The sequence below is a fragment of the Neobacillus citreus genome, assembly GCF_018343545.2.
GTDB classification, from domain to species: Bacteria; Bacillota; Bacilli; order Bacillales; family Cytobacillaceae; genus Neobacillus; species Neobacillus citreus.
Genome location: NZ_JAGYPE020000016.1, coordinates 1 through 20,596, shown reverse-complemented (window position 1 = coordinate 20,596; position 20,596 = coordinate 1). Strand labels below are relative to the sequence as shown.

Here is a 20,596-nt window from a genome sequence, read left to right as displayed (position 1 = left end):
AAGAAGCAGAAGAACCGTCCCTGTGTTTCAAAAGGAGATCCAAATGACAACAACCAAAACCTATCTAAAAGAGTGGCAGCAAGCCCTTCAAAATGAGATTAATCACCTAAAAAAGTACGGCGGAAGCCGTTATATTGTGACGAATGGCAGGCTGTTATCAAACGATGAAGCCTACAGCTATTATTTTGATACAGCCATTCCATTAAGGATACCTGTTGGTTCGGCGATAAAGTTGGAATGGGGCGCGATGAAAAGCAGCGGAAAGGTGCTTTCTTCCGAGGGCAGGGGAGTCATCCTTGCTTTGGAGCAAAGCTTTGGCGACCTCATTTCCGATGCATTTTTGCTGCATGATCCCTGGGAACTGCTCGAGCAATTAATCGAACGCTTGGATGAAATCAAAAAAAACAAGCAAAAGCGGCTGAGAGTGAAAAGATTGATGAATCCTTCGATGGAAACCAAGCATCCGGCAGACAAGATTAAGAGCAATGTCCACGAAGTGGTGTTGCGGTCAAAATACAATCCCGTCACGTTTGTCTGGGGGCCGCCGGGAACGGGCAAAACGTACACCCTAGCCAGAACGGCAGCCAACAAATATTTTCAGCAGAAAAAGGTGCTGATTCTGTCGCATAGCAATCAAGCTGTCGATGTCTTAATGGGCGAACTGACAGATTTTATTAAAAGGAAAAACCGATTCCGGGAAGGGGATGTACTTCGCTATGGTGGTGGTGGCGGTGATACGCTGTCGGCCCATCACGAAATTACCACAGGTCTGCTCATTGAAAAACAGGACCCACTCCTAGCCCAGGATCGAGAGAGACTAATAGAAGAAAGACGTAACTTAAAGCAGGATCTGGCTCATTCTTTTAGTAAACGAGATTCGGATCATCTGCTTGAGCTTGAAACACAAATTGCTAGACTTTTGGAAAAAGTCCGGAAGAAAGAAGTCCAATTAGTAAAAGAGGCGTTCATTATCGGGACGACGCTGGCCAAGGCAGCCAGTGACAGCGCCGTTTATGACCAGGACTATGACGTAGTCATCCTCGACGAAGCAAGTATGGCCTATGTGCCGCAGGCTGCTTTTGCAGCTGCACTGGGTCATCGGGTGATTATTTGCGGGGACTTCAAACAGTTGCCTCCGATTGCTTCAAGCCGCGATCCGCTTGTGGCCAAATGGCTGAAAGAGGATGTGTTCCATCATGCTGGGGTTGTGGAATCCCTAAACGTTGGGGAACTTCACCCGCAAGTTTTTTTATTAAAAGAACAGCGGAGGATGCACCCCGATATTTCTGCTTTTACCAACAAGTATATCTATCATTCACTGGTTGGAGATCATGAGAGTGTTTATAAAAGCAGGAACAGAATCACAAGGCTTGCCCCCTTTAAAGAACAGGCTGCCGTGCTAGTGGATACAAGTTTCACGGGCTTACATTGTATGAGTGATAAAGCGACTAATTCAAGATTCAACCTCTGGCAGCTGCTATTATCTTTTCAATTGATTCATGAAGCTTACCTTGACGGGGCTAAATCGATTGGGTATGTGACACCATACCGGGCGCAGGCGAATCTGATGGAATTGCTGCTTGAAGAGATATACACGAATGAGCTCGGCCAAGCGGATATTATTGCGGCCACTGTCCACCGATTCCAGGGTAGTGAACGGGATGTGATGATCTTTGATACAGTCGACAGTGCCCCGCAGGACCGTGCAGGGATGCTCCTAACCGGCAAGGACAGTGAACGCCTGATTAATGTCGCGATTACGAGAACGAAGGGGAAATTTCTTCACGTCAGCAATCGAGATTTTATCCAAAAACATGTGTACTCAGGAAAAACGCTAAGACAGCTCGTTGACTATCAGGTCAGGCGCAATCAAGCGGTCACGACGAAGGAAATTGGTTCATGGATTTGCAGCCAACACCCTAAATTAAGGTGGATTCATGCACTAAAGCTAGAAGCTGTCTTTCGTGACCTGAAAGCGGCCAAGTCGTCCATTGTCATCTCCTTGCCGAAGGGGACCGAGTTAACGGAAGAATGGAAGGGGCAGCTAATGAAAAGGAGCGAACGGGTGAAATTAACGGTTATTTCAGACCAGGAAGAGAACTTTCCGTTTCCGTTTGTCATGCTCGACGAAAAGGTTTTGTGGCTCGGACTCCCGCTCGAAGGCACCAGAGAAATCCGTCCCCCATATGTGGCGGCTAGACTAAGCTCCAGTAAAATTTGCGAATACTTGTTAAAACAAAAATGATGCACAGGGACGGTTCTTTTGCCTCAAAAGCAGAAGAACCGTCCTTTTTTCGTGCGATTGAAGCACAGGAAACGTCCCTACGAACCAACGCAATTGATGCACGAGAACCGTCCCCATGCTTCACCCATGCTTCAATCCATGTTCCATTGTTTAAATAGTCTGAAATATGTCTAAACTGTTTGTGTAAATTATATTTTTGAGGTGGTATTTTGAAGAAGTTAATAGGTTTTAGTGTGTTGAGTGTTGCTTTGGCAGCGGGGCTTGGGTATGCGGTGTTTTGGGAAGATAAAGATGATGCAAAAGATTCTGGCCAAAAACAGGGTTCTATACAGCAGGATGCAAGCGAGGTAATGAATAAGGCAGTCGAGGTAGCAGTATCCGATGATGGCAGTGTGAATGCCAATCATTTGTATATCCCATGGACGATTAATAAAAATGGCGGTTTGTTTTTCCTAAGCCAGCGGGAAGGGTCGGTCATTCAAATAAATGGTGACCTCGGCTTGGTAGATGTTCAGAATGTAAAGACCTCTGAGAAGATTTTCAATAAAGGGGAAGCCGGCTTTCTCGGGTTTACGTTAGCACCTGATTTTGCAACAACAAAGAAAGCATTTGCTTTTCACAGCTATCAGAAAGATGGCGAGACCCTGAACCGGATTATTTCACTCAAGCTTGAAGATAAGACGTGGCAGGAAGACCAGGTTCTCTTGGATAAAATTCCTGGCGGCGAGGTTAATAACGGCGGTCGAATCAAAATCGGCCCGGATGGCATGCTGTATGCGACTACAGGTGATATCGGCAAATCAACGAACGCCCAAAATCTTGACAGCTTAGCCGGAAAAATTTTAAGAATGACCGTAAATGGGGCTGTTCCAGTAGATAACCCATATAAAAATTCTTATATTTACTCCTATGGCCATCGTAACCCACAGGGATTGGCTTGGGATCAAGATGGAAACCTGTATAGTTCGGAGCATGGTGAATCAGGGCATGATGAAATTAATTTGATTCAAGCCGGGAAAAACTATGGATGGCCTGTTGCACAAGGAGATAAAGAGGTACAAGGCATGATGAAGCCGATTCTTCAATCCGGTGATCAAACGTGGGCGCCGTCAGGTATGGCGTTTAATGATGGAAAGCTCTTTGTTGCTTCCTTAGCCGGAAAGAAAATCTTTACGTATGACCTTGCCAGCAAGAAATTTGAGGAGTTTTACAGTGAAGCAGGCAGATTAAGGGATGTGCTGGTCGATCACAATGAACTGTATACAATTACCAGCAACCGTGACAAACGCGGAAATCCGACCGATAAAGATGACCGGTTAATTCATATTTCCTTAACAGAAAAAGCATCTGCCAACTAAAAAAAGGTAATCGTCCATTAAAACAGGACGATTACCTTTTTTGTTTCTTGGACAGCTATCATCCGCCGCCCAGGCTCTTTACATAATCAGCGACTGCATCAATTTCTTTCGTCGTTAAGTTATCTTTAAATGGCGGCATTTGGCCTTTACCATTCTCTACCTGTCTAATAATCGCAGCCTTGTCCATTTTGGTCTGTTGTAAATTTGGACCATTGTGTCCGCCTGCGCCTGCATCGCCATGACAGGCCATACAGTTGTTTTTATAAACCGCTTCACCCGAGGCAGTGCCTGAGGTTTCTTTTTTCGTTTTGTTAGCCTGCTGTTTTTCCTTCACATTCTGCTTAACTGGCGAGGTATTGATTTTATTTTTAGGGAAGTCTTTAACCGATCCGTATTTGCCCTCCAATGAGAAGGTATAGATCTTATCGCCATGCTTTGTTCCAGCCAAAGTATTTCCGGCGGCATAGATGGAGATATACTGCTTTCCGTCGACTTCATAGGTAATCGGCGGAGCATTTGCACCGGCATCCATTTTAAACTCCCATAATTGATCGCCCTTAGAAGCATCGTAGGCAATAATCCGTCCATCATTATGGCCGGTAAATAACAGGTTACCTTTAGTCGTTAACAAACCGCTGTAAGCGATGGCATCCCATTTCTTTTGCCAAACAATTTTATTCGTCTTCACATCAAGGGCGGTTACAGTACCGCGGCTAGGTGAATTTTTCACCGGCTGCCAGACGCTGCCGATATATTCTTTCCCCTCGGAGAACCGATCCTTTTCCTCTTCGGCATAATGGGCATAGGCAAAATAATTGTCATTAGCCATTACGTAAAAATACTCTGTGTTCGGGTTATATGCCGATGGCGGCCAGTTGGCTCCTCCTTGCGGTGTTGGTTTAAGAGTGACAGGCTTATCCCAGAAAGGAGTAAAGATACTGCCAATGTCACCCTTAAAGTCCTTCGGCAAATCGCGCTTCACATCTTCTTCCGTCACGGCTTGCGGTACAAATGCGTCGCCAATTGGGAACGGCTGAGTCGGTGATGTTTTTTGATTGGCATTTTGCGGTACCGGTTTTTCCTCAATGCCAATCAGCGGTTTCCCGTTTGTCCGGTCCAAAATATATAGCCATCCTGTTTTCCCGGCCTGGACAATTCCTTTACGCATTTGTCCATTCATGTTTACATCAAATAAAACGACCGGATTGGCCGGGTCCATATCCCAAATGTCATGATGCACCTCCTGGAAGTGCCATTTATATTCTCCTGTATTGGCATCCAGTGCAAGAACGGAGTTGGCAAATAAGTTATCTCCTTCGCGATTGCTGCCGTTCAGGTCTGGGGAGGTGTTCCCTGCTGCAAAATAAATCATCCCTAATTCGGGGTCAACCGCTGGAGTGTTCCAGATCGGCGCTCCGCCGGTCAGCCAATCCTTGCTGCCCTTTGGCCATGTTTCGCTGCCTTTTTCACCAGGAGCAGGAAGCGTATAACTCCGCCAAATTTGTCTGCCAATTTCGGAGTCATAAGCGGCTACGTACCCTCTAATTCCATATTCACCGCCGGCAATCCCCGTATAGACTTTTCCATCATAATAGAGCGGCGCACTTGTAATCGTATAGCCTTTTTCCCAATCATCGACCCTCGTTTCCCAAACCACCTTGCCCGTTTTTTGATCTAAAGCAACTAGTCTGGCATCCAGTAATCCGACAAAGACTTTTCCATCCCCTAAAGCGACACCGCGGCTTAACCACCCGCAGCAGACAGTATTCATGCCGCTTGGGATCTGCGGCCGATATTCCCAAATCATTTTTCCGGTTTTGGCATCAAGTGCCTGAACTTGATTTGCTCCTGTAATGGTGAACATGACGCCATCATAAACAAGCGGGGTTCCTTCACCCGAATATTTGAACTCAGTCCCGGAACCTAAGCTTGTGACCCATTCTAATTTTAAATTTTTCACATTAGCTGCAGTGATTTTATCAAGAGGGGAGTATCTGCTATTGCGAATATCTCCGCCATTTGTGAGCCAATTCCCCGATGGCGGGGCGCTCAGCTCATCTGCTCCAAATTTAGGAGCAACCTTTCCCTTGTAGGTCATATGCTGGTAAGCACGGTAGTCGGTTCCGGCCAGTTGATCCTTTGTCTGGTTATCCCCAGCACCCGGCTTACTGTCCTCACCCTTGTTTTCTTTCTTTGCTTCAGACTGCGTCTCATGCTGTTTCTCAGGCTTGTGCGCAGTCGTACACCCAGCAAAAACCAACATAAATAACGTAATAAAAATCCAACCAGTCTTCTTCAATTAATTATCACTCCTTTCAAATCTTTTACAGTAATTTTCCCGTAAATGAGTAAAAGGATGCACAGGGACGGTTCTTTTGCTTCTGAAGCAAAAGAACCGTCCCCATGTTTCATGATATACTTATAATTAAATTGGTAAGAGGAGATCGGATGGTACATGCTTGCAGCAAAAAATGTTTCTTTAGTTAAAAATCGAAATTTCCTGATCGTTGCCATCGCCTTAGGGGTCATATTGAACCCTTTAAATACAACGATGATAACGGTCGCATTACCTGAGATAAAAAATGAGTTTTTGCTTACATCAAAAGATATTACGTGGTTGATTGCTTCCTATTTTATCGTAAGTGCTATTTTCCTGCCCCTCATTGGTAAACTTAGTGACACTTATGGGAGGAAAAAAATCTTTTTATTTGGCCTATTGTTGGTAGGTATTTCTTCATTTACCGCTCCATTATCGCCGAATATGCCATTTCTCTTAGGTATGAGAACGATACAAGCGATCGGTACATCCGCTCTATATCCTGCTGGAATCGGTATTGTTCGCTCCTATATTCAAAAGAATCAAAACAGAGTAATCGGCACACTATCGGTATTTGCGACCACGTCGGCGGCATTTGGACCGACCATCAGCGGACTGTTAATTCAGCAGGGCGGCTGGCATGTAATTTTTTATGTTAACTTTCCGATTATCATTATTTCGGCTATTTTGGCTGTTCTTTTTATTCCGAATGATGTGAGGAGTACAAATAATACATTTAAGTGGGATGGAATTGGGATTATTTTGTTCAGTTTATTTATCACATGCTGGATGTATTTTTTCCAAACACTCGCAAGCGGTTTGAATGTATGGGCATTAATTGGTTCCTTAGTGCTGACATTTTTGTTTTACTTTTTCGAAAAAAAGAAAGCGGGGCCCTTTATCGATGTTATTTTCCTAAAGAATAACCCCAATATTTCATTAGTGTATGTTCAGTATATTTTGGCAACAGTGATCTTTTTTGCCCTGCTGCTGTCCATGCCGATTTATTTACAATCTGTTTTAAAGCTTAGCTCTCAACTTACGGGTATCATCATGCTCTCTATATCCATATTTTCCATTGTTACCACACCGCTTGCGACACGTTGGATCGATAAGTCGGGATATAGAAAGCCGTTACTAACCGGAGGGATTATTGGAGTAGTGGGCGGTGTCCTATTGCTGACAATCAATCATAACTCGCCGCTTTACTGGATATTTATCGTGTTAGCGACTATTGGATTAAGTAACGGTATTCTAAATATAGGTTTACAAACACGGCTCTATTCCTTTGTTTCTGTAGCGGAAACGGGGACGGCCTCAGGTCTGTTTATGACATCAAGATTCATAGGCAATATCCTTGCCTCCAGCGTATTCGGTGTCATCTTCGCAGCCGGAGTCAACGACACCAGCCAAAATTGGCTGACCATCATTTTACTCATCGTATCCGTCATATTACTGCCAGGAATCCTGTTCATTACTAAAAAGATGCAAGTGATGCATGGGGACGGTTCTTCTGCATCATGATGGGATGCAAGGGGCGATTCTGATATTTCGGATATGAAAAGGGACGGTTCATCTGCTTCGAAAGCAGAAGAACCGTCCCTTTGTTTCTAAATCCGATTACATGCAGGAACGACTTCTTTAGGTATTGGACATTGATAGACATCTCCACCTAAGCGTTCTTTAAGTTCAAGTTTGCATTTCTCCAGGAGCTCTGGATTTTTAATTACTTCAAGTGCTGTTCCGGCTAGTACTTTGCCTGCTTGAAGCATTCCTTTATGAGCAATTGATGTAGCGCCTATGGTAACAACTTGCCAGGTATGGGCCGGTGTCCCTAAAACCCAGCAGGCAGTGCCAATTTGCGCTGTCGGTACAAGCCAGCTCACATCCCCAACATCGGTCGACCCTCCGAGCGGTTTATCTGCTAAATCATCAGAATAAGGATTATTGATATCGGAAATCGCTTTATTCTTGAGAGCCTCAGCTACTTCTTTCGGCAGATTGTTCAATTCGTTTTTTCTGTCTGCTTCAGATAATGTGGCATGAAGCTGTTTGGCAAAAAGAAGTTCTTCCTCATTATAAACCGGCACGCCAACCTGATTCATTACTTCAGCCATTTTGGCGCTAAGCGTTTTATTTGGAACCAGGTTGGAGCAGGCTTTATCAAACACAATTTCTACCTCTGTTTCTGTCATCAACGCTGCGCCCCTAGCAATCTTACAAACTCTTTCGTATATTTCTTTAACTTGGTCTGTCTTAGGTGCACGAATTAAATAAAGAACCTCTGCTTCTGCTTGGACAACATTAGGAGAAAATCCTCCAGTGTTTGTAATGGCATAATGGATTCTTGCATCTGAAATGATGTGCTCCCGCAGGTAATTTACTCCAACGTTCATCAGTTCCACGGCATCAAGTGCGCTTCTTCCCAAGTGAGGTTGAACAGCCGCATGAGCACTTTTTCCTTTGAATTTAAAGTATACTTGGTAATTAGCTAATGAGTTCCCTGGTAAAATGGTATTAGTTGTCCAGGGGTGCCAGCAAAGGGCGAAATCAACATCATCAAAACAACCTGCTCTAGCCATAAAGGTTTTTCCAGAACCGCCTTCTTCAGCAGGACACCCATAATATCTGACGGTTCCCTGCAGCCCCTGCTGTTCCATCATCTCTTTTAGAGCAATCGCAGCCGCCAGAGCGCCAGTTCCTAGAAGATTATGCCCGCAGCCGTGTCCATTTCCGCCTGTTTCAATGGGTTCGTGAAAGGTCGTTCCGCTTTTCTGGCTTAGTCCTGAAAGTGCATCGTATTCACCTAGAATGGCTACAACAGGACTCCCAGTACCAAAGCTGCCAACAAAAGCGGTAGGTAGGTCTGCAATTCCTTTTTCAACTGAGAATCCTTCCGCTTCAAGCGTTTGACAAATTAGCTCAGCAGAGCGTGCTTCTTGGAAGCGGATTTCAGCAAAATCCCAGATTTGATCGCTGACCTGAATGAAATGGTCCCTTTTTTCTTCAATAATGTCAATTATTTTTTGAATATCAGTCATGCCGCATTACTTCCTTTTATTTGTGTTGAATTAGAATTCGTTTTTAAAAATAGGCTTGTCACAATAGGAATCACAAGAGAAAGAATTAATAATGTGAAAGCCCCAGAGTAAGAACCGTTAAATATGGTGATGGTATAGCCCATTAATGTTGGTGCAATCGTTCCTGCCATCTGTCCTCCAAAATACATAATTCCTACTGTGGTTCCCATTGACTCTTGAGAAAAATATTTCAAAGGAAGAGCAAGGACAACAGAGGTGAGACCAACTCCAAAATAGGCCATGCACAGGAATGTAAGCGCCATTGGGACAGAGGCTGCACCCATTGTTAAGTAAAGCGAAATGATACCAATGAGAGAACCTATTATGATAATATACTTTTCTTTCCCTGCTGCTATTTTGTCGATCGCCCAGGAACTGAGAGCGATTGCAAGAAGCGAAAATGCAATCGGCAGCATCGAAATGAGGCCCGTTTTCACTAATGCAAGATGACGGACGTTTACCCAATAGGAAGGCAGCCAAGAACTTAATCCCCAGTTCACCATACTCATCCCGAAATAAATAAGCATTAACTTCCAAGCAAGTGGATTTTTTAGCACGTTTATATAAGAAACTTTTGGCTTTTCTTGATTTCTGTTTAATTGGGTTCTTTCAGGAAGGTATTTCCAAAGTAAAAGAAGGAAAATAAAGCCAAGCCCGCCAAAGACATAGAACATTACATTCCAGCCAACCTTACTAATCATTAAGGCTGCCACAATAGAAGCCGTGATGGCGCCTATTTGTGTTGCGGCAGACAACAGTCCTTTCGCCCTTCCACGCTGTTCTTTAGGGAAATTTTCTGCTAAGGCGACAGAACTAGCAGAAGGGAAGCTGCCTTCGCCAATTCCAAATAAGAAGCGAATAATAATCAATGAGAGAAACGACCAAGCGAAGCCAGTAAAAATGGTGAAGATGGACCATACAATTAACGATATGAGGATAATTTTCTTTGAACCATATTTATCTGTCAGCCATCCCCCGATTAATTGCATAATCGCATAAGCTAGAAAGAAACTGCTGATGATCATTCCCGATTGAGTTGGATTTAAATGGAATTGTTTAGAAATAGAGATGATAGCAACATTCATAGAGTTTTTGTCCATATAGTTGACAATCCAAGTTAAAAAAAGAAGGGTTAAAACAATTGTTTTGGTTTTCTTGTTGTACACGTTTTCATTCATAGAAAATCTCCTTTTCATGAAATTTAGAAGTATGATATTTGATTTTTAGAACCATTTAAGACATGTCTTAAATTAATTATAGCTAGCACCTTAAAGAATTACAATATAATTTATAATGGAAATTTTCTAAAAATGGTTAGTGTTTAGTATTAAATCAAGTAAACTAGTATAATAAAGGTACTTATGTTCAGATGAAAGGAGCGAAATAGCTTTTGATTAAAATTGGCGTGATTACGACTCCTTATTCGCTTGGAAGAATAAAGAAAATTGAACCAATGATTCGGGAGCAATGTGAACTCATTTTCATTCCTTATCGAAAAATTAGCGAGATTAAGGAGTTGTATGAGCACTATCAGCCATTTTGTGATGGGTTTGTCTGCAGTGGAGAATTGGGTTATAAAATATTGAGCAAGAATACTGCACACTTTCCAACCCCTACGTTTTATTTGGATATCCCTGAAGGGGATTTTTATAAGCATTTATTTACTATAAGCAATGCGAATAAAGATTTAAACTTTTCCAGGGTTTTTATTGATTTTATAAGTGAAGAAAATGGTTTCATGGGTCTCAAGGAAGTATTAAAGAAGGAGGAATTTCCCTATACCCATGACCTTGAGTTTTTGGAAGACATTTATGAGAGGACATTTCAAAAGCATCTAACATTATGGCAGCAAGGGAAGACTGATTTATCGATTACGCGTATGAGCAATGTGGTTGGCCGCCTCGAAGAGTCAGGTATTCCTCATATCTTTATGTTTCCTTCCATTGAATCCATATTGGAACAGATGAAGCAAATCATCAATGAGGTGCAGCTTGCTCGGTTAATGGACAACCAGTTGGCAATCGGCATAATCACGATTGAAGGCCAAGAAACCATGTCTGATTTGGATTTCAAACAAATTCTTCTCCATAAAGCGCTTATGGAGTACAATGATCAATACAAAATATTGTCTGTTATCCAAAAAAAGCATGATTGCTTTGAAATTATTACCTCTTATGGAGAACTCAAAGAACTAACAAACCAGTTTACGCAATGTTCCGTTCTTGAATACCTGAATAAGACGCTCTCTTTCAATACATATATAGGCTGGGGATCCGGTTCCTCGTTGTATCAGGCCAAAACATCCGCTGAAAACGCGAATAAAGAAGCACAATTACATGGAATTTCTTGTACTTTCGTGATTACTGACAATGAGGAAATCGTTGGGCCGCTTGGCGAAGAACATTGCATACAAATTACCAATACGGTTGAACCGCAGTTAGAGCAGCTTAGCGAAAAATTAGAAATATCGACCTTGCAAATCAAAAAAATTATGGCGGTCATTTCAAAAAATATGACCGATGAACTAACCGCGGATGAATTGGCATTTCATTTAAAGATTACATTACGTCAGGCCAACCGAATCTTAAATAAACTTGAGGAAAAGGGAATAGCCAAAATCTCACATAAAAAGCAAGAAAAACTGAGAGGAAGACCCAAAAAGGTCTATAAGCTGAACTTTCTATAAGTTCTATAAGAATTGTTTAAAAGTAAAGGTGTTAAATGCAAGTAGTAGATGAATACTTGCATTTAACACCTTATTTAGATATGCCTTATAGTTTTCAAGAATGTGAAAGGACATTAGTTTGTGAAATAATATTATCTATTTCACAAAGTTACATAGCTTACCAATCTGCTCTACTTCAACAACTACAACATCTCCGGACTTCATTGGACAGCTTCCTGAAGGTGAGCCAGTAGCTAAAACATCACCTGGCTCCAGTGTCATAACCTGTGAAATCCAGCTGATAAGGAAAGGGATGGAAAGGGACATCTGATTCGTATTGCCATCTTGTACCACTGTTCCATTTAATTTTGTTACGATTCGTAAATTAGTGGGATCTAAACCAGTCACAATACACGGACCCAACGGACCGAATGTATCAAAACCTTTGCCTCTTGTGAATTGGGGATCGGTTTTTGTCAGGTCCCTTGCCGTTACATCATTAAATAAAGTATAGCCAAACACGTAATCCATAGCCTCTTCTTCTTTTACATTTTTGGCCCGCTTCCCAATAACGATTGCCACTTCTCCCTCCAATTCTACCTGTTGCGTTAAGTCAGGTGATGGAAGGATGATTTCGCCCTGGTCTGGGATCAAGGAAGAGGTCGGTTTTAAAAACAAAAACGGCTCTTTAAGATTGGCCGTTCCTCCAGTCTCTTTTGCGTGTCCAGCATATGTCCAGCCAAAATTAACGACTTTAGAGGGGATAACTGGCTCCAAAATCTTCACATCGCTATATTTAACCCTTACACCGTCAAATTTCAAATCATTATTTACAATTTCAGCAAAATCACTGGACAATTGTAATATCTCATTATCTTCAACAATTCCATAAGAAGCTTTACCGTTAGGTTTCTGATAGCGAACTATCGTTTGTGTTTTTTGAAGCACCTGCATTACCATATGAACTCCTTCACTCACTTGATGTATCTTACCTGTTGCTGATTATATCATATTGTTCTTCCATTTTCTTATTGAAAATTCCACCTTTTTTCCTTGTGTTTCCCCTTAAAAATTCTTTTTGATATGAAATGTGTTTCAACATGTATGCTTATTTCGTAATCTTCAAGAAGATAAAGGGGTGTTTGTAAATGACCACCATTATAGGGATTATGTGCTTAATCAACGATACCTTTTTGTCGATTTCTTCGACATTATATGGAGTGCATGACAGGCACTTTTTGTGTTCACAATATTGACAGTATTATTAAATCCTGCTAAGGTAATATAGTTACCTTTGATAACAGTTACCATGAGTAACTATTTTTAGGCGGTGATTTACATTAATTATTCACGGAAATTTTTCCATAAACTATTAATGCTGTATCGTCCTTTTGAAAAAAGGCTCAATTCTGAGCTCGGGAAGCATGAACTGCACAGGGCGCAATGGACAATCATTTATTATTTGGAAAACTTCAATCCTGCCACCCTTGTTGAACTTTCCAATTATCAGGGCGTCGAGAAACCGACGATTACCAGAACAGTCGGCCAATTAGAAGAATTGGGCTACGTCGTGCAGGTTCGTGGAAAGGATAAGCGCGAAAAGCGGATGCAATTAACGGAGGCTGGCAAACAGTTATACCAAGAGGTCCGCGAGACCGTTGATGCCTATGAAGAAGAAATTTTAAGGGGGATCTCAGAAGAGGATCTGAAAACGGCCATCCGTGTAATGGATGATATTCGAAAAAATATAACTCAATCGGGAGATGGAGAAGTTGGAACAAGCGAGACCTAAATTGTGGACGAAGGACTTTATCATTATTTCGGCTGCAAACTTTTTCTTATACTTAATCTTTTATTTATTATTGGTGACCATCGCGGTTTACGCCGTTAATCATTATCATGCCAGTGAAAGCCAAGCTGGACTAGTGACGGGGATTTTCATTATCGGAACCTTGATTGGCCGACTCGTGATCGGGCGCATCATCGAATCCGTTGGAAATAGGAAAACGATGCTTTTGGGTCTGATCTTTTTTATTTTGACATCCTTATTATATTACATCGACTCAGGAGTAACCTTTTTACTATTTACCCGCTTTGTACATGGTTTAGCTTTAGGGGTAGCCAGTACCGCAACAGGAACGATTGTTGCCCAGATTATCCCGAACGCACGCAAAGGCGAAGGGATTGGCTATTACAGTATGAGTACTACCATGGCCACTGCCATCGGCCCATTCATAGGGTTATACATGAGTCAGCATACCAGCTATTCAGCCATTTTTAGTTTCTGTTTGGCTTTAGGCCTTATCAGCTTCATCATTGCCTTGTTTATGAAAGTACCGGAAGTCAAAGCATCTGCCAAAAAAGCGGCGGTTAATGGAGGATTCAAGCTTTCTAACTATATTGAGCCAAAAGCGCTGCCAATTGCCTTGGTCACACTGATTGCCGGCATTTGTTACGCAAGCGTTCTATCTTTTATTAATTTTTATGCCATTGAAATTAATTTAGTAAGTGTGGCAAGCTTCTTCTTTATCGTCTATGCTGTAGCTATCCTGGTATCCCGCCCAATCACGGGACGATTAATGGATGTGAAAGGCGCCAACTATGTAATGTATCCTACTTTTATTCTCTTTGCAGCAGGATTATTCTTATTAAGTTCAGCCGGGAGCGGTATTATCTTCTTACTTGCTGCTGTCCTGATTGGATTCGGATTCGGCAATATCCAATCTTGTTCACAGGCCATTGCCGTGAAAGTAACACCGCTTGAGCGGATGGGATTGGCTACATCTACGTACTTTATCGCACTGGATGCAGGCCTAGGATTCGGTCCATACGTGATTGGCTTCATCATCCCGTTAACCGGCTACCGTAACCTATATCTCATCATGGCCATCGTCGCCCTAGCCTGCACGGCACTCTACTACATCATGCACGGAAAAAGAAAAGAAACCCTTGCAGAAGTCAGACTGTAAGGCATAGGTTGAGGCATGGGGACGGTTCTCATGCCTCAATTTGCTTGTTTTCTCTAGTTTTAGATAAAATAAGAAGAGAAAATAATTTAGAAAAGGTGAGAACATGAGTCAATTATCCGAGTTTTTATCCAGCCAGCATAATCAAAATGTCGAGGAATTAAAAGAATTGCTCCGGATTCCCAGCATTAGTTCCTTATCTGAGCATAAAGAGGACATTCAAAAAGCAGCTACATGGATTGCCCATAAATTAGAAGGCATTGGCATGGAACATGTGCAAATCGTCCAGACAAAAGGGCATCCGATCATTTATGCCGACTGGCTTCACCAGGAAAATGCTCCGACTGTGTTAGTATACGGGCATTATGACGTACAGCCTGTTGACCCAGTTCATTTATGGGAAACCCCTCCGTTTGAACCAACGATCCGCGATGAAAAGATTTATGCCAGAGGGGCAACAGACGACAAAGGGCAGACGTTCTTACATATCAAAGCAGTCGAAACCCTGCTAGCGTTAAATGAAAAATTGCCGGTGAACGTAAAATTCTGTATCGAAGGAGAAGAGGAAATCGGAAGTCCTCATCTTCCACAGTATCTATCCGAAAATAAAGAAAAACTAGCTTGTGATGTAGTCGTGATTTCCGATTCTGATATGTGGGACAGAGGAGTTCCTGCAATCACCTATTCTTTAAGAGGTTTATGTGCACTTGAATTTACCCTGAAAACAGCAAATTCCGATTTGCATTCGGGCATGTTCGGCGGGGGCGTTCAGAACGCCAATCATTTATTGGTGCAGCTGCTTTCTACGCTTCACGATGCAAATGGTAAGGTGAATGTGGACCATTTTTATGATGACGTCCAGGAACTGACAGAATTTGAAAAGGAACAAATTAAAGCGTTGGGCTTTGATCAAGAAAAGTTGAAAAAATCGTTAGGGTTAACGGAGTTAACGGGCGGGGAAAACAATTACCCATACCCTGAGAAAATCAGTTCCCGGCCAACCTTGGAAATAAACGGCTTATGGGGCGGATTCCAGGGGGAAGGGACAAAAACGGTCATCCCGAACGAGGCACATGCCAAAATCACCTGCCGTCTTGTCCACAATCAAAACCCTGAAAAGATCCAGGGCTTAATTAAAAATCATTTGGAAGAGCACGCACCAAAAGGCTGCACATTAAAAGTGACTCTACAGGATACAGGTAATCCATTCTTAACGCCAATCGACAGCCCGATGATTCAAAAAGCGGCTGAAGCGTATGAAAATGTGTATGGAAAGGCGCCTGTTTACAAAAGAGAAGGCGGCTCGATTCCAATTGTATCGGATTTCAACCAAGCCCTAAATGTTCCTGTTGTCTTAATGGGCTTCGGACTGCCGGATGAAAATCTTCATGCTCCAAATGAGCATTTTAACCTGGAGAACTTTGATAAAGGCATTTTGACGATTTGTTCGTTTTTGGAACTGGTTAAAAAGTAATTCACATATAGAATAAGTGCCTGTCACCTCCCGCGTTTTGTCTATTTCTTTGACATGATTCGGGCCGTGGCAGGCACTATTTTTTTTAGACACAAATTTGGTGCATGAGAACCAACCCCCATAGTATATCCTTAAACACTATTTGATATTAAAGTGCGTACTTACATCGTGATATTATCCAATTTATAATAAGTATACTAGGTAACGGTGACTTGTATATTAAATGCAAATTACAAGGAGGCAATCTATGATACGTTTTGGAATTATTGGAACAAATCAGATTACCGAGAAATTTATTAAAGCAGCTAGTTTGGTAGAGGATTTTTCCTTAACCGCTGTGTATTCTCGAACTGAGGAAACTGCTATAAAGTTTGCCGAAAAGTATGGAGTTACGACAATCTTTACGAATGTTGAAGAGATGGCAAAAAGTAAGGAAATTGACGCGGTCTATATTGCTAGCCCTAATTCTTTTCATTCAGAACAGGCCATTATATGTATGAACAATGGTAAACATGTTCTTTGTGAAAAACCGATTGCATCGAATATATCAGAATTACAAAATATGATTACCGCAGCAAAAAAAAATAAAGTATTGTTAATGGAAGCTTTAAAAACAACATGTCTCCCCAATTTTAAAAGTATTCAGAATAACTTACATAAAATTGGAAAAGTTCGTCGGTATATTGCAAGCTTTTGTAAATACTCCTCCCGTTATGATGCTTATAAGGAAGGAACCATTTTAAATGCATTTAATCCTATTTTCTCCAATGGCTCTCTAATGGATATTGGTGTTTATTGTATATATCCAATGGTTGCTTTATTCGGAAAACCCTTACAAATCAAAGCCAATGGTTTATTGCTTGAGTCTGGAGTAGATGGTGAAGGAAGTATCCTATGTAAATATAAAGAAAGTGAAGCCATTGTCGTACACTCCAAAATAACCACTTCCTATATCCCATCAGAAATTCAGGGAGAACTAGGAAGCATCATAATCGATCAACTTGAAACCCCGACAAATGTGCAAATTCGATACCAGGATGGAAGTTTTGAAGATATTACTCAATCTCAAGAAGATCTTCCAATGTATTATGAAGTTAAAGAATTTATTGATTTAATTAATCGTAACCAGTTAGAGTCTTCTATCAATTCTTTTAAAAATTCGCTAATGACACTAGAAGTTATGGACGAGGCACGGAAACAAATTGGACTTGTTTATCCAGCCGATCTGGCGGTGTCAACCAACTCAATTTGAAGTTCAGGTAGAAAATATTGAATGCTACAAAGGAAGGGGTTGTCAATATGCAATTAATCATTGATTCAGCCAATCTAGATGAAATTAGGGAACTTGTTGACTATTATCCAATTGATGGGGTTACAACAAACCCCAGCATTATTGTAAAAGAAAAAAAGAATTTCTTGCAATTACTTGAGGAAATCAGAGAAGTAATCGGATGTAAAAGAGAGTTATTTGTTCAAACACTAGCTGATCATGCAGAAGAAATAGTGAAAGAAGCAAAATATATCCGTGAGAATATACTCGATAAATTAGTGATTAAAGTTCCTGTAACGAAAGAAGGAATCAAGGCCATTAAAGCATTAAGCGAAGCTGGTGTAAGAACAATGGCTACAACCATATATACGCCATTACAAGGATATATAGCGGCAAAAGCAGGTGCTGCGTATATTACACCATATGTTAATCGTATCGAAAAGCTTGAAGGAAATGCTGTGAATGTGGTTAAGGAGATCGTACAAATAATAGAAAAACATCACTTTAACAGTAAAGTACTTGCTGCAAGCTTTAACAATGTTCAACAAGTGCATGATGTTTGTCTAGTTGGGGCTCACGGTGTTACGATCCCTCCAGATATTCTAAGATTATGTTTTTCACATCGTGCAACGGAAGCAAATGTTAAAGTATTTATTGAAGATTGGCAAAAAGAATATGGTGAGAAGAGTATTGTAGATACGAATAAAATAAAAATTTAATAGAAAGTAGAGGTATTTTTAGATGATCAAAATTGCACCTTCCATTCTTTCAGCCAACTTTGCAAGGCTTGGAGATGAAATAAAAGATGTTGAAAAGGGCGGAGCCGATTATATTCATGTTGATGTTATGGATGGTCATTTTGTCCCAAATATAACAATTGGCCCACTAATTGTAGAGGCAATCCGGCCAGTCACAAAATTACCATTAGATGTTCATTTAATGATAGAAAATCCCGAAAGATACATTGGAGCGTTTGTAAAAGCAGGTGCCGATATTATAACAGTTCATGTTGAAGCATGCACACATTTGCATAGTGTCATTCACCAAATTAAATCAGCAGGCATAAAGGCGGGAGTAGTATTAAATCCCCACACCCCAGTCTCTTTAATCCAACATATTCTAGAAGATATCGACCTTGTATTGCTGATGACAGTAAATCCAGGCTTTGGCGGGCAATCTTTCATACATTCTGTTCTGCCAAAAATTAGACAGGTTGCAAGAATGGTAGGAGAGAAAAATTTGGATGTTGAAATTGAAGTAGATGGCGGAGTAAACGCGGAAACAGCCAAACTCTGCATTGAGGCAGGAGCGAATGTCCTTGTTGCTGGATCAGCGATATACAATCAATCTGATCGGGGTAAGGCAATTAGAGAAATTAGGAATGCAGAAGAAATAGTTTCATATTGAGTCAAGACGTATAATGTTTAACAAGTTATTTAAATAATAACCAAATCCCCATCCTGAATTAGAGATGGGGATTATTTTTTCAACAGATAAAGGGATTTTTCCACTCCATCAATGTTCCAAAATTGCACGACTCTTCATCTTCCAAATAGTTTGCTACAATTTGAACTGGGGTACGACCACAACGAAGCAAAAACGTGATAACAGGGTCTTTTAATTCCCCTTTTACAACAGCATCCAAGTATTGTTCAGGGGTCAGTTCACTTGCTTTTTTATGATAGCCTGGCATCCTTCCTCCTCCAAGCAATCGTTCTAAACCTTTAAAAACAACTACATCATACATTGACATCATTAACCATTTACCTAATCCGAGAGTTCGATAGGAGGGACTCACGCTTATATCAACAACATAAAGAGTATTACCGTGGGGATTATGATTACGGATATAACCGTTATCTGTGATTTCCTCCCATGTATGTTCTGGATGTCTAGAATCAAAATCAACCAACAGACCAGTCATAGAACCTGCAATTTTCCCATCAACCTCAATGCATAGGGCGCCCTCGGGGAATAAAGTAATATGATTATTCAATTGTTCTCTATTCCACCATAATTCAGGAGGAAATGGAGGAGGAAAACTTTCCTGTTGAACACGGATTAAATCTGAAAAATCTTTTTCTGTATAATTTCGGATTACAGCTGGGACGGCACGATCTTGATTGAAGACAAAAAATTTTTTAAAATACACCGCTTCTTTACCCCCTAATTATGTCGAGTGAGTTTTTTCGGGCAGCCAATCTGGATATAAATCTATACGGCGATCACGCCAAGTGGTGACGGAACCACTTTCACGAACTTGATAAAGAAGGTTCAAATCTAAGTCGGCTGTTATGATCATATCTTGATTCATTTCACCCTCTGCTTGAATACCACGAGGAGGGAAGGGGATATCGTTAGGTGTAATTACTGCAGCTTGGCCAAAGTTCGCCCGCATAAAATCAATTGTTGGAAGGGAACCAACAGTTCCGGTGGTCACAACATAGATTTGATTTTCTATAGCCCTGGCATGGCTAGTGTATCGAACACGGTGGAATCCGTGCCGATCATCAGTACAAGATGGACTGAAAATGATGTCTGCGCCTTTTGCCTTTGCTATCCGAACTATTTCTGGGAATTCAATATCATAGCAAGTTAACATGGCAATTTTGCCTTTATCAGTTTCAAACACTTCCAGTTTTTCGCCAGGTGTTATTTTCCACTCTTTAATTTCAGTTGGAGTAAGATGAAGTTTTGATTGTTCAGCAACTCTTCCATCAGGATAAAATAGGTGTGCAACGTTATATAATTGTCCACCCTTTCGGAGAATGTGGGTTCCTCCAATAATGTGCATCTTTGTTTGCGTAGCCAAATTTTTAAATAAGCTTAGGTATTGTTCAGTGAAATTAGGAAGATCTTGAATGGTCAAGGGCTCTTCTTGGTTATTACTAATAGACAGTAGCTGCGTGGTGAAAAATTCCGGGAATATAATAAAGTTTGATTCAAATTCTGCAGCAGTTTTAATATAATGTTCTACTTGGTTGGAAAACTGTTCAAATGAACTTATTGTATGAAGATGATACTGTACCGCTGAAACTCTTAGTTTCATAGTCTCTCCTCCTTTTTTTCCAAAATTCAATTTAGGTATATTACTTCTATGAAATGGCGTTATTGTTATTATTAGGTAAATAATGAGTTTTAACAAGTACACACTTTTTTGTTAGATAGTGAAAAAAAATATACCTACAAACATTTTAATTGGATTAAGGTAAATCAATAGG

The 20,596-nt window shown here is 41.1% G+C and carries 16 protein-coding genes; 10 read left to right on the top strand and 6 right to left on the bottom strand.

Annotation, left to right across the window (positions count from 1 at the left end; genetic code table 11):
• Window positions 1–43 precede the first annotated feature (43 nt).
• Both KHB02_RS11090 and KHB02_RS11085 read left to right on the top strand, forming a co-directional pair.
• The gene (locus tag KHB02_RS11090; protein ID WP_213147810.1) at window positions 44–2,245 is read left to right on the top strand and encodes an AAA domain-containing protein; all 2,202 of its coding nucleotides are present in this window, start codon (window positions 44–46) and stop codon (window positions 2,243–2,245) included.
• Window positions 2,246–2,454: 209 nt separating this feature from the next.
• Window positions 2,455–3,603 (top strand): PQQ-dependent sugar dehydrogenase, encoded by a 1,149-nt coding sequence (locus tag KHB02_RS11085; protein ID WP_213147577.1) that lies wholly within the window; start codon window positions 2,455–2,457, stop codon window positions 3,601–3,603.
• A gap of 58 nt (window positions 3,604–3,661) precedes the next feature.
• On the opposite strand, the gene KHB02_RS11080 is transcribed toward KHB02_RS11085, so the two are convergent.
• The gene (locus KHB02_RS11080) at window positions 3,662–5,902 is read right to left on the bottom strand and encodes an outer membrane protein assembly factor BamB family protein (RefSeq protein WP_213147576.1); all 2,241 of its coding nucleotides are present in this window, start codon (window positions 5,900–5,902) and stop codon (window positions 3,662–3,664) included.
• Between the two features lie 156 nt (window positions 5,903–6,058).
• Here KHB02_RS11080 and KHB02_RS11075 point away from each other — a divergent pair, with 156 nt between their 5' ends.
• The gene (locus tag KHB02_RS11075) at window positions 6,059–7,444 is read left to right on the top strand and encodes an MFS transporter (protein WP_213147575.1); all 1,386 of its coding nucleotides are present in this window, start codon (window positions 6,059–6,061) and stop codon (window positions 7,442–7,444) included.
• A gap of 86 nt (window positions 7,445–7,530) precedes the next feature.
• Here KHB02_RS11075 and KHB02_RS11070 read toward each other — a convergent pair whose 3' ends face one another.
• Both KHB02_RS11070 and KHB02_RS11065 read right to left on the bottom strand, forming a co-directional pair.
• The gene (locus KHB02_RS11070; RefSeq protein WP_213147574.1) at window positions 7,531–8,961 is read right to left on the bottom strand and encodes a M20 family metallopeptidase; all 1,431 of its coding nucleotides are present in this window, start codon (window positions 8,959–8,961) and stop codon (window positions 7,531–7,533) included.
• Complete coding sequence (locus KHB02_RS11065) at window positions 8,958–10,178, bottom strand: MFS transporter (RefSeq protein ID WP_213147573.1); 1,221 nt, start codon at window positions 10,176–10,178, stop codon at window positions 8,958–8,960. The genes KHB02_RS11070 and KHB02_RS11065 overlap by 4 nt, the downstream gene beginning before the upstream one ends.
• Window positions 10,179–10,390: 212 nt before the next feature.
• Between KHB02_RS11065 and KHB02_RS11060 the strand changes: the two genes are divergently transcribed.
• Entirely contained in the window at window positions 10,391–11,686 is a 1,296-nt protein-coding gene (locus tag KHB02_RS11060; RefSeq protein WP_213147572.1) for a helix-turn-helix domain-containing protein, read from the top strand.
• 135 nt (window positions 11,687–11,821) lie between these two features.
• Here the strand turns inward: KHB02_RS11060 and KHB02_RS11055 are convergent, their stop codons facing one another.
• Complete coding sequence (locus KHB02_RS11055) at window positions 11,822–12,619, bottom strand: fumarylacetoacetate hydrolase family protein (protein ID WP_213147809.1); 798 nt, start codon at window positions 12,617–12,619, stop codon at window positions 11,822–11,824.
• Window positions 12,620–12,995: 376 nt separating this feature from the next.
• Between KHB02_RS11055 and KHB02_RS11050 the strand changes: the two genes are divergently transcribed.
• From KHB02_RS11050 to rpe, 6 genes are all read left to right on the top strand, one after another.
• Entirely contained in the window at window positions 12,996–13,457 is a 462-nt protein-coding gene (locus KHB02_RS11050) for a MarR family winged helix-turn-helix transcriptional regulator (RefSeq protein WP_338088279.1), read from the top strand.
• Window positions 13,438–14,634: an MFS transporter gene (locus KHB02_RS11045; RefSeq protein WP_213147570.1), complete on the top strand. Its 1,197-nt coding sequence runs from the start codon at window positions 13,438–13,440 to the stop codon at window positions 14,632–14,634. The genes KHB02_RS11050 and KHB02_RS11045 overlap by 20 nt, the downstream gene beginning before the upstream one ends.
• Before the next feature lie 103 nt (window positions 14,635–14,737).
• Window positions 14,738–16,105 (top strand): dipeptidase, encoded by a 1,368-nt coding sequence (locus KHB02_RS11040; protein ID WP_213147569.1) that lies wholly within the window; start codon window positions 14,738–14,740, stop codon window positions 16,103–16,105.
• Window positions 16,106–16,352: 247 nt separating this feature from the next.
• Window positions 16,353–17,357 carry a Gfo/Idh/MocA family protein gene (locus tag KHB02_RS11035; RefSeq protein WP_213147568.1) on the top strand — a complete coding sequence of 335 codons (1,005 nt, stop codon included), beginning with the start codon at window positions 16,353–16,355 and terminating at the stop codon, window positions 17,355–17,357.
• A gap of 47 nt (window positions 17,358–17,404) precedes the next feature.
• A complete protein-coding gene (locus KHB02_RS11030) occupies window positions 17,405–18,094 on the top strand; it encodes a fructose-6-phosphate aldolase (RefSeq protein ID WP_213147567.1) in 690 nt (229 codons plus the stop codon).
• Window positions 18,095–18,116: 22 nt separating this feature from the next.
• A complete protein-coding gene (gene rpe / locus KHB02_RS11025; RefSeq protein ID WP_213147566.1) occupies window positions 18,117–18,782 on the top strand; it encodes a ribulose-phosphate 3-epimerase in 666 nt (221 codons plus the stop codon).
• A 79-nt stretch (window positions 18,783–18,861) separates the two neighbouring features.
• Here the strand turns inward: rpe and KHB02_RS11020 are convergent, their stop codons facing one another.
• Together KHB02_RS11020 and KHB02_RS11015 are read right to left on the bottom strand one after the other, a co-directional pair.
• Window positions 18,862–19,527: a GNAT family N-acetyltransferase gene (locus tag KHB02_RS11020; protein ID WP_213147565.1), complete on the bottom strand. Its 666-nt coding sequence runs from the start codon at window positions 19,525–19,527 to the stop codon at window positions 18,862–18,864.
• Between the two features lie 18 nt (window positions 19,528–19,545).
• The gene (locus tag KHB02_RS11015) at window positions 19,546–20,424 is read right to left on the bottom strand and encodes a carbon-nitrogen hydrolase family protein (RefSeq protein WP_213147564.1); all 879 of its coding nucleotides are present in this window, start codon (window positions 20,422–20,424) and stop codon (window positions 19,546–19,548) included.
• Window positions 20,425–20,596 lie beyond the last annotated feature (172 nt).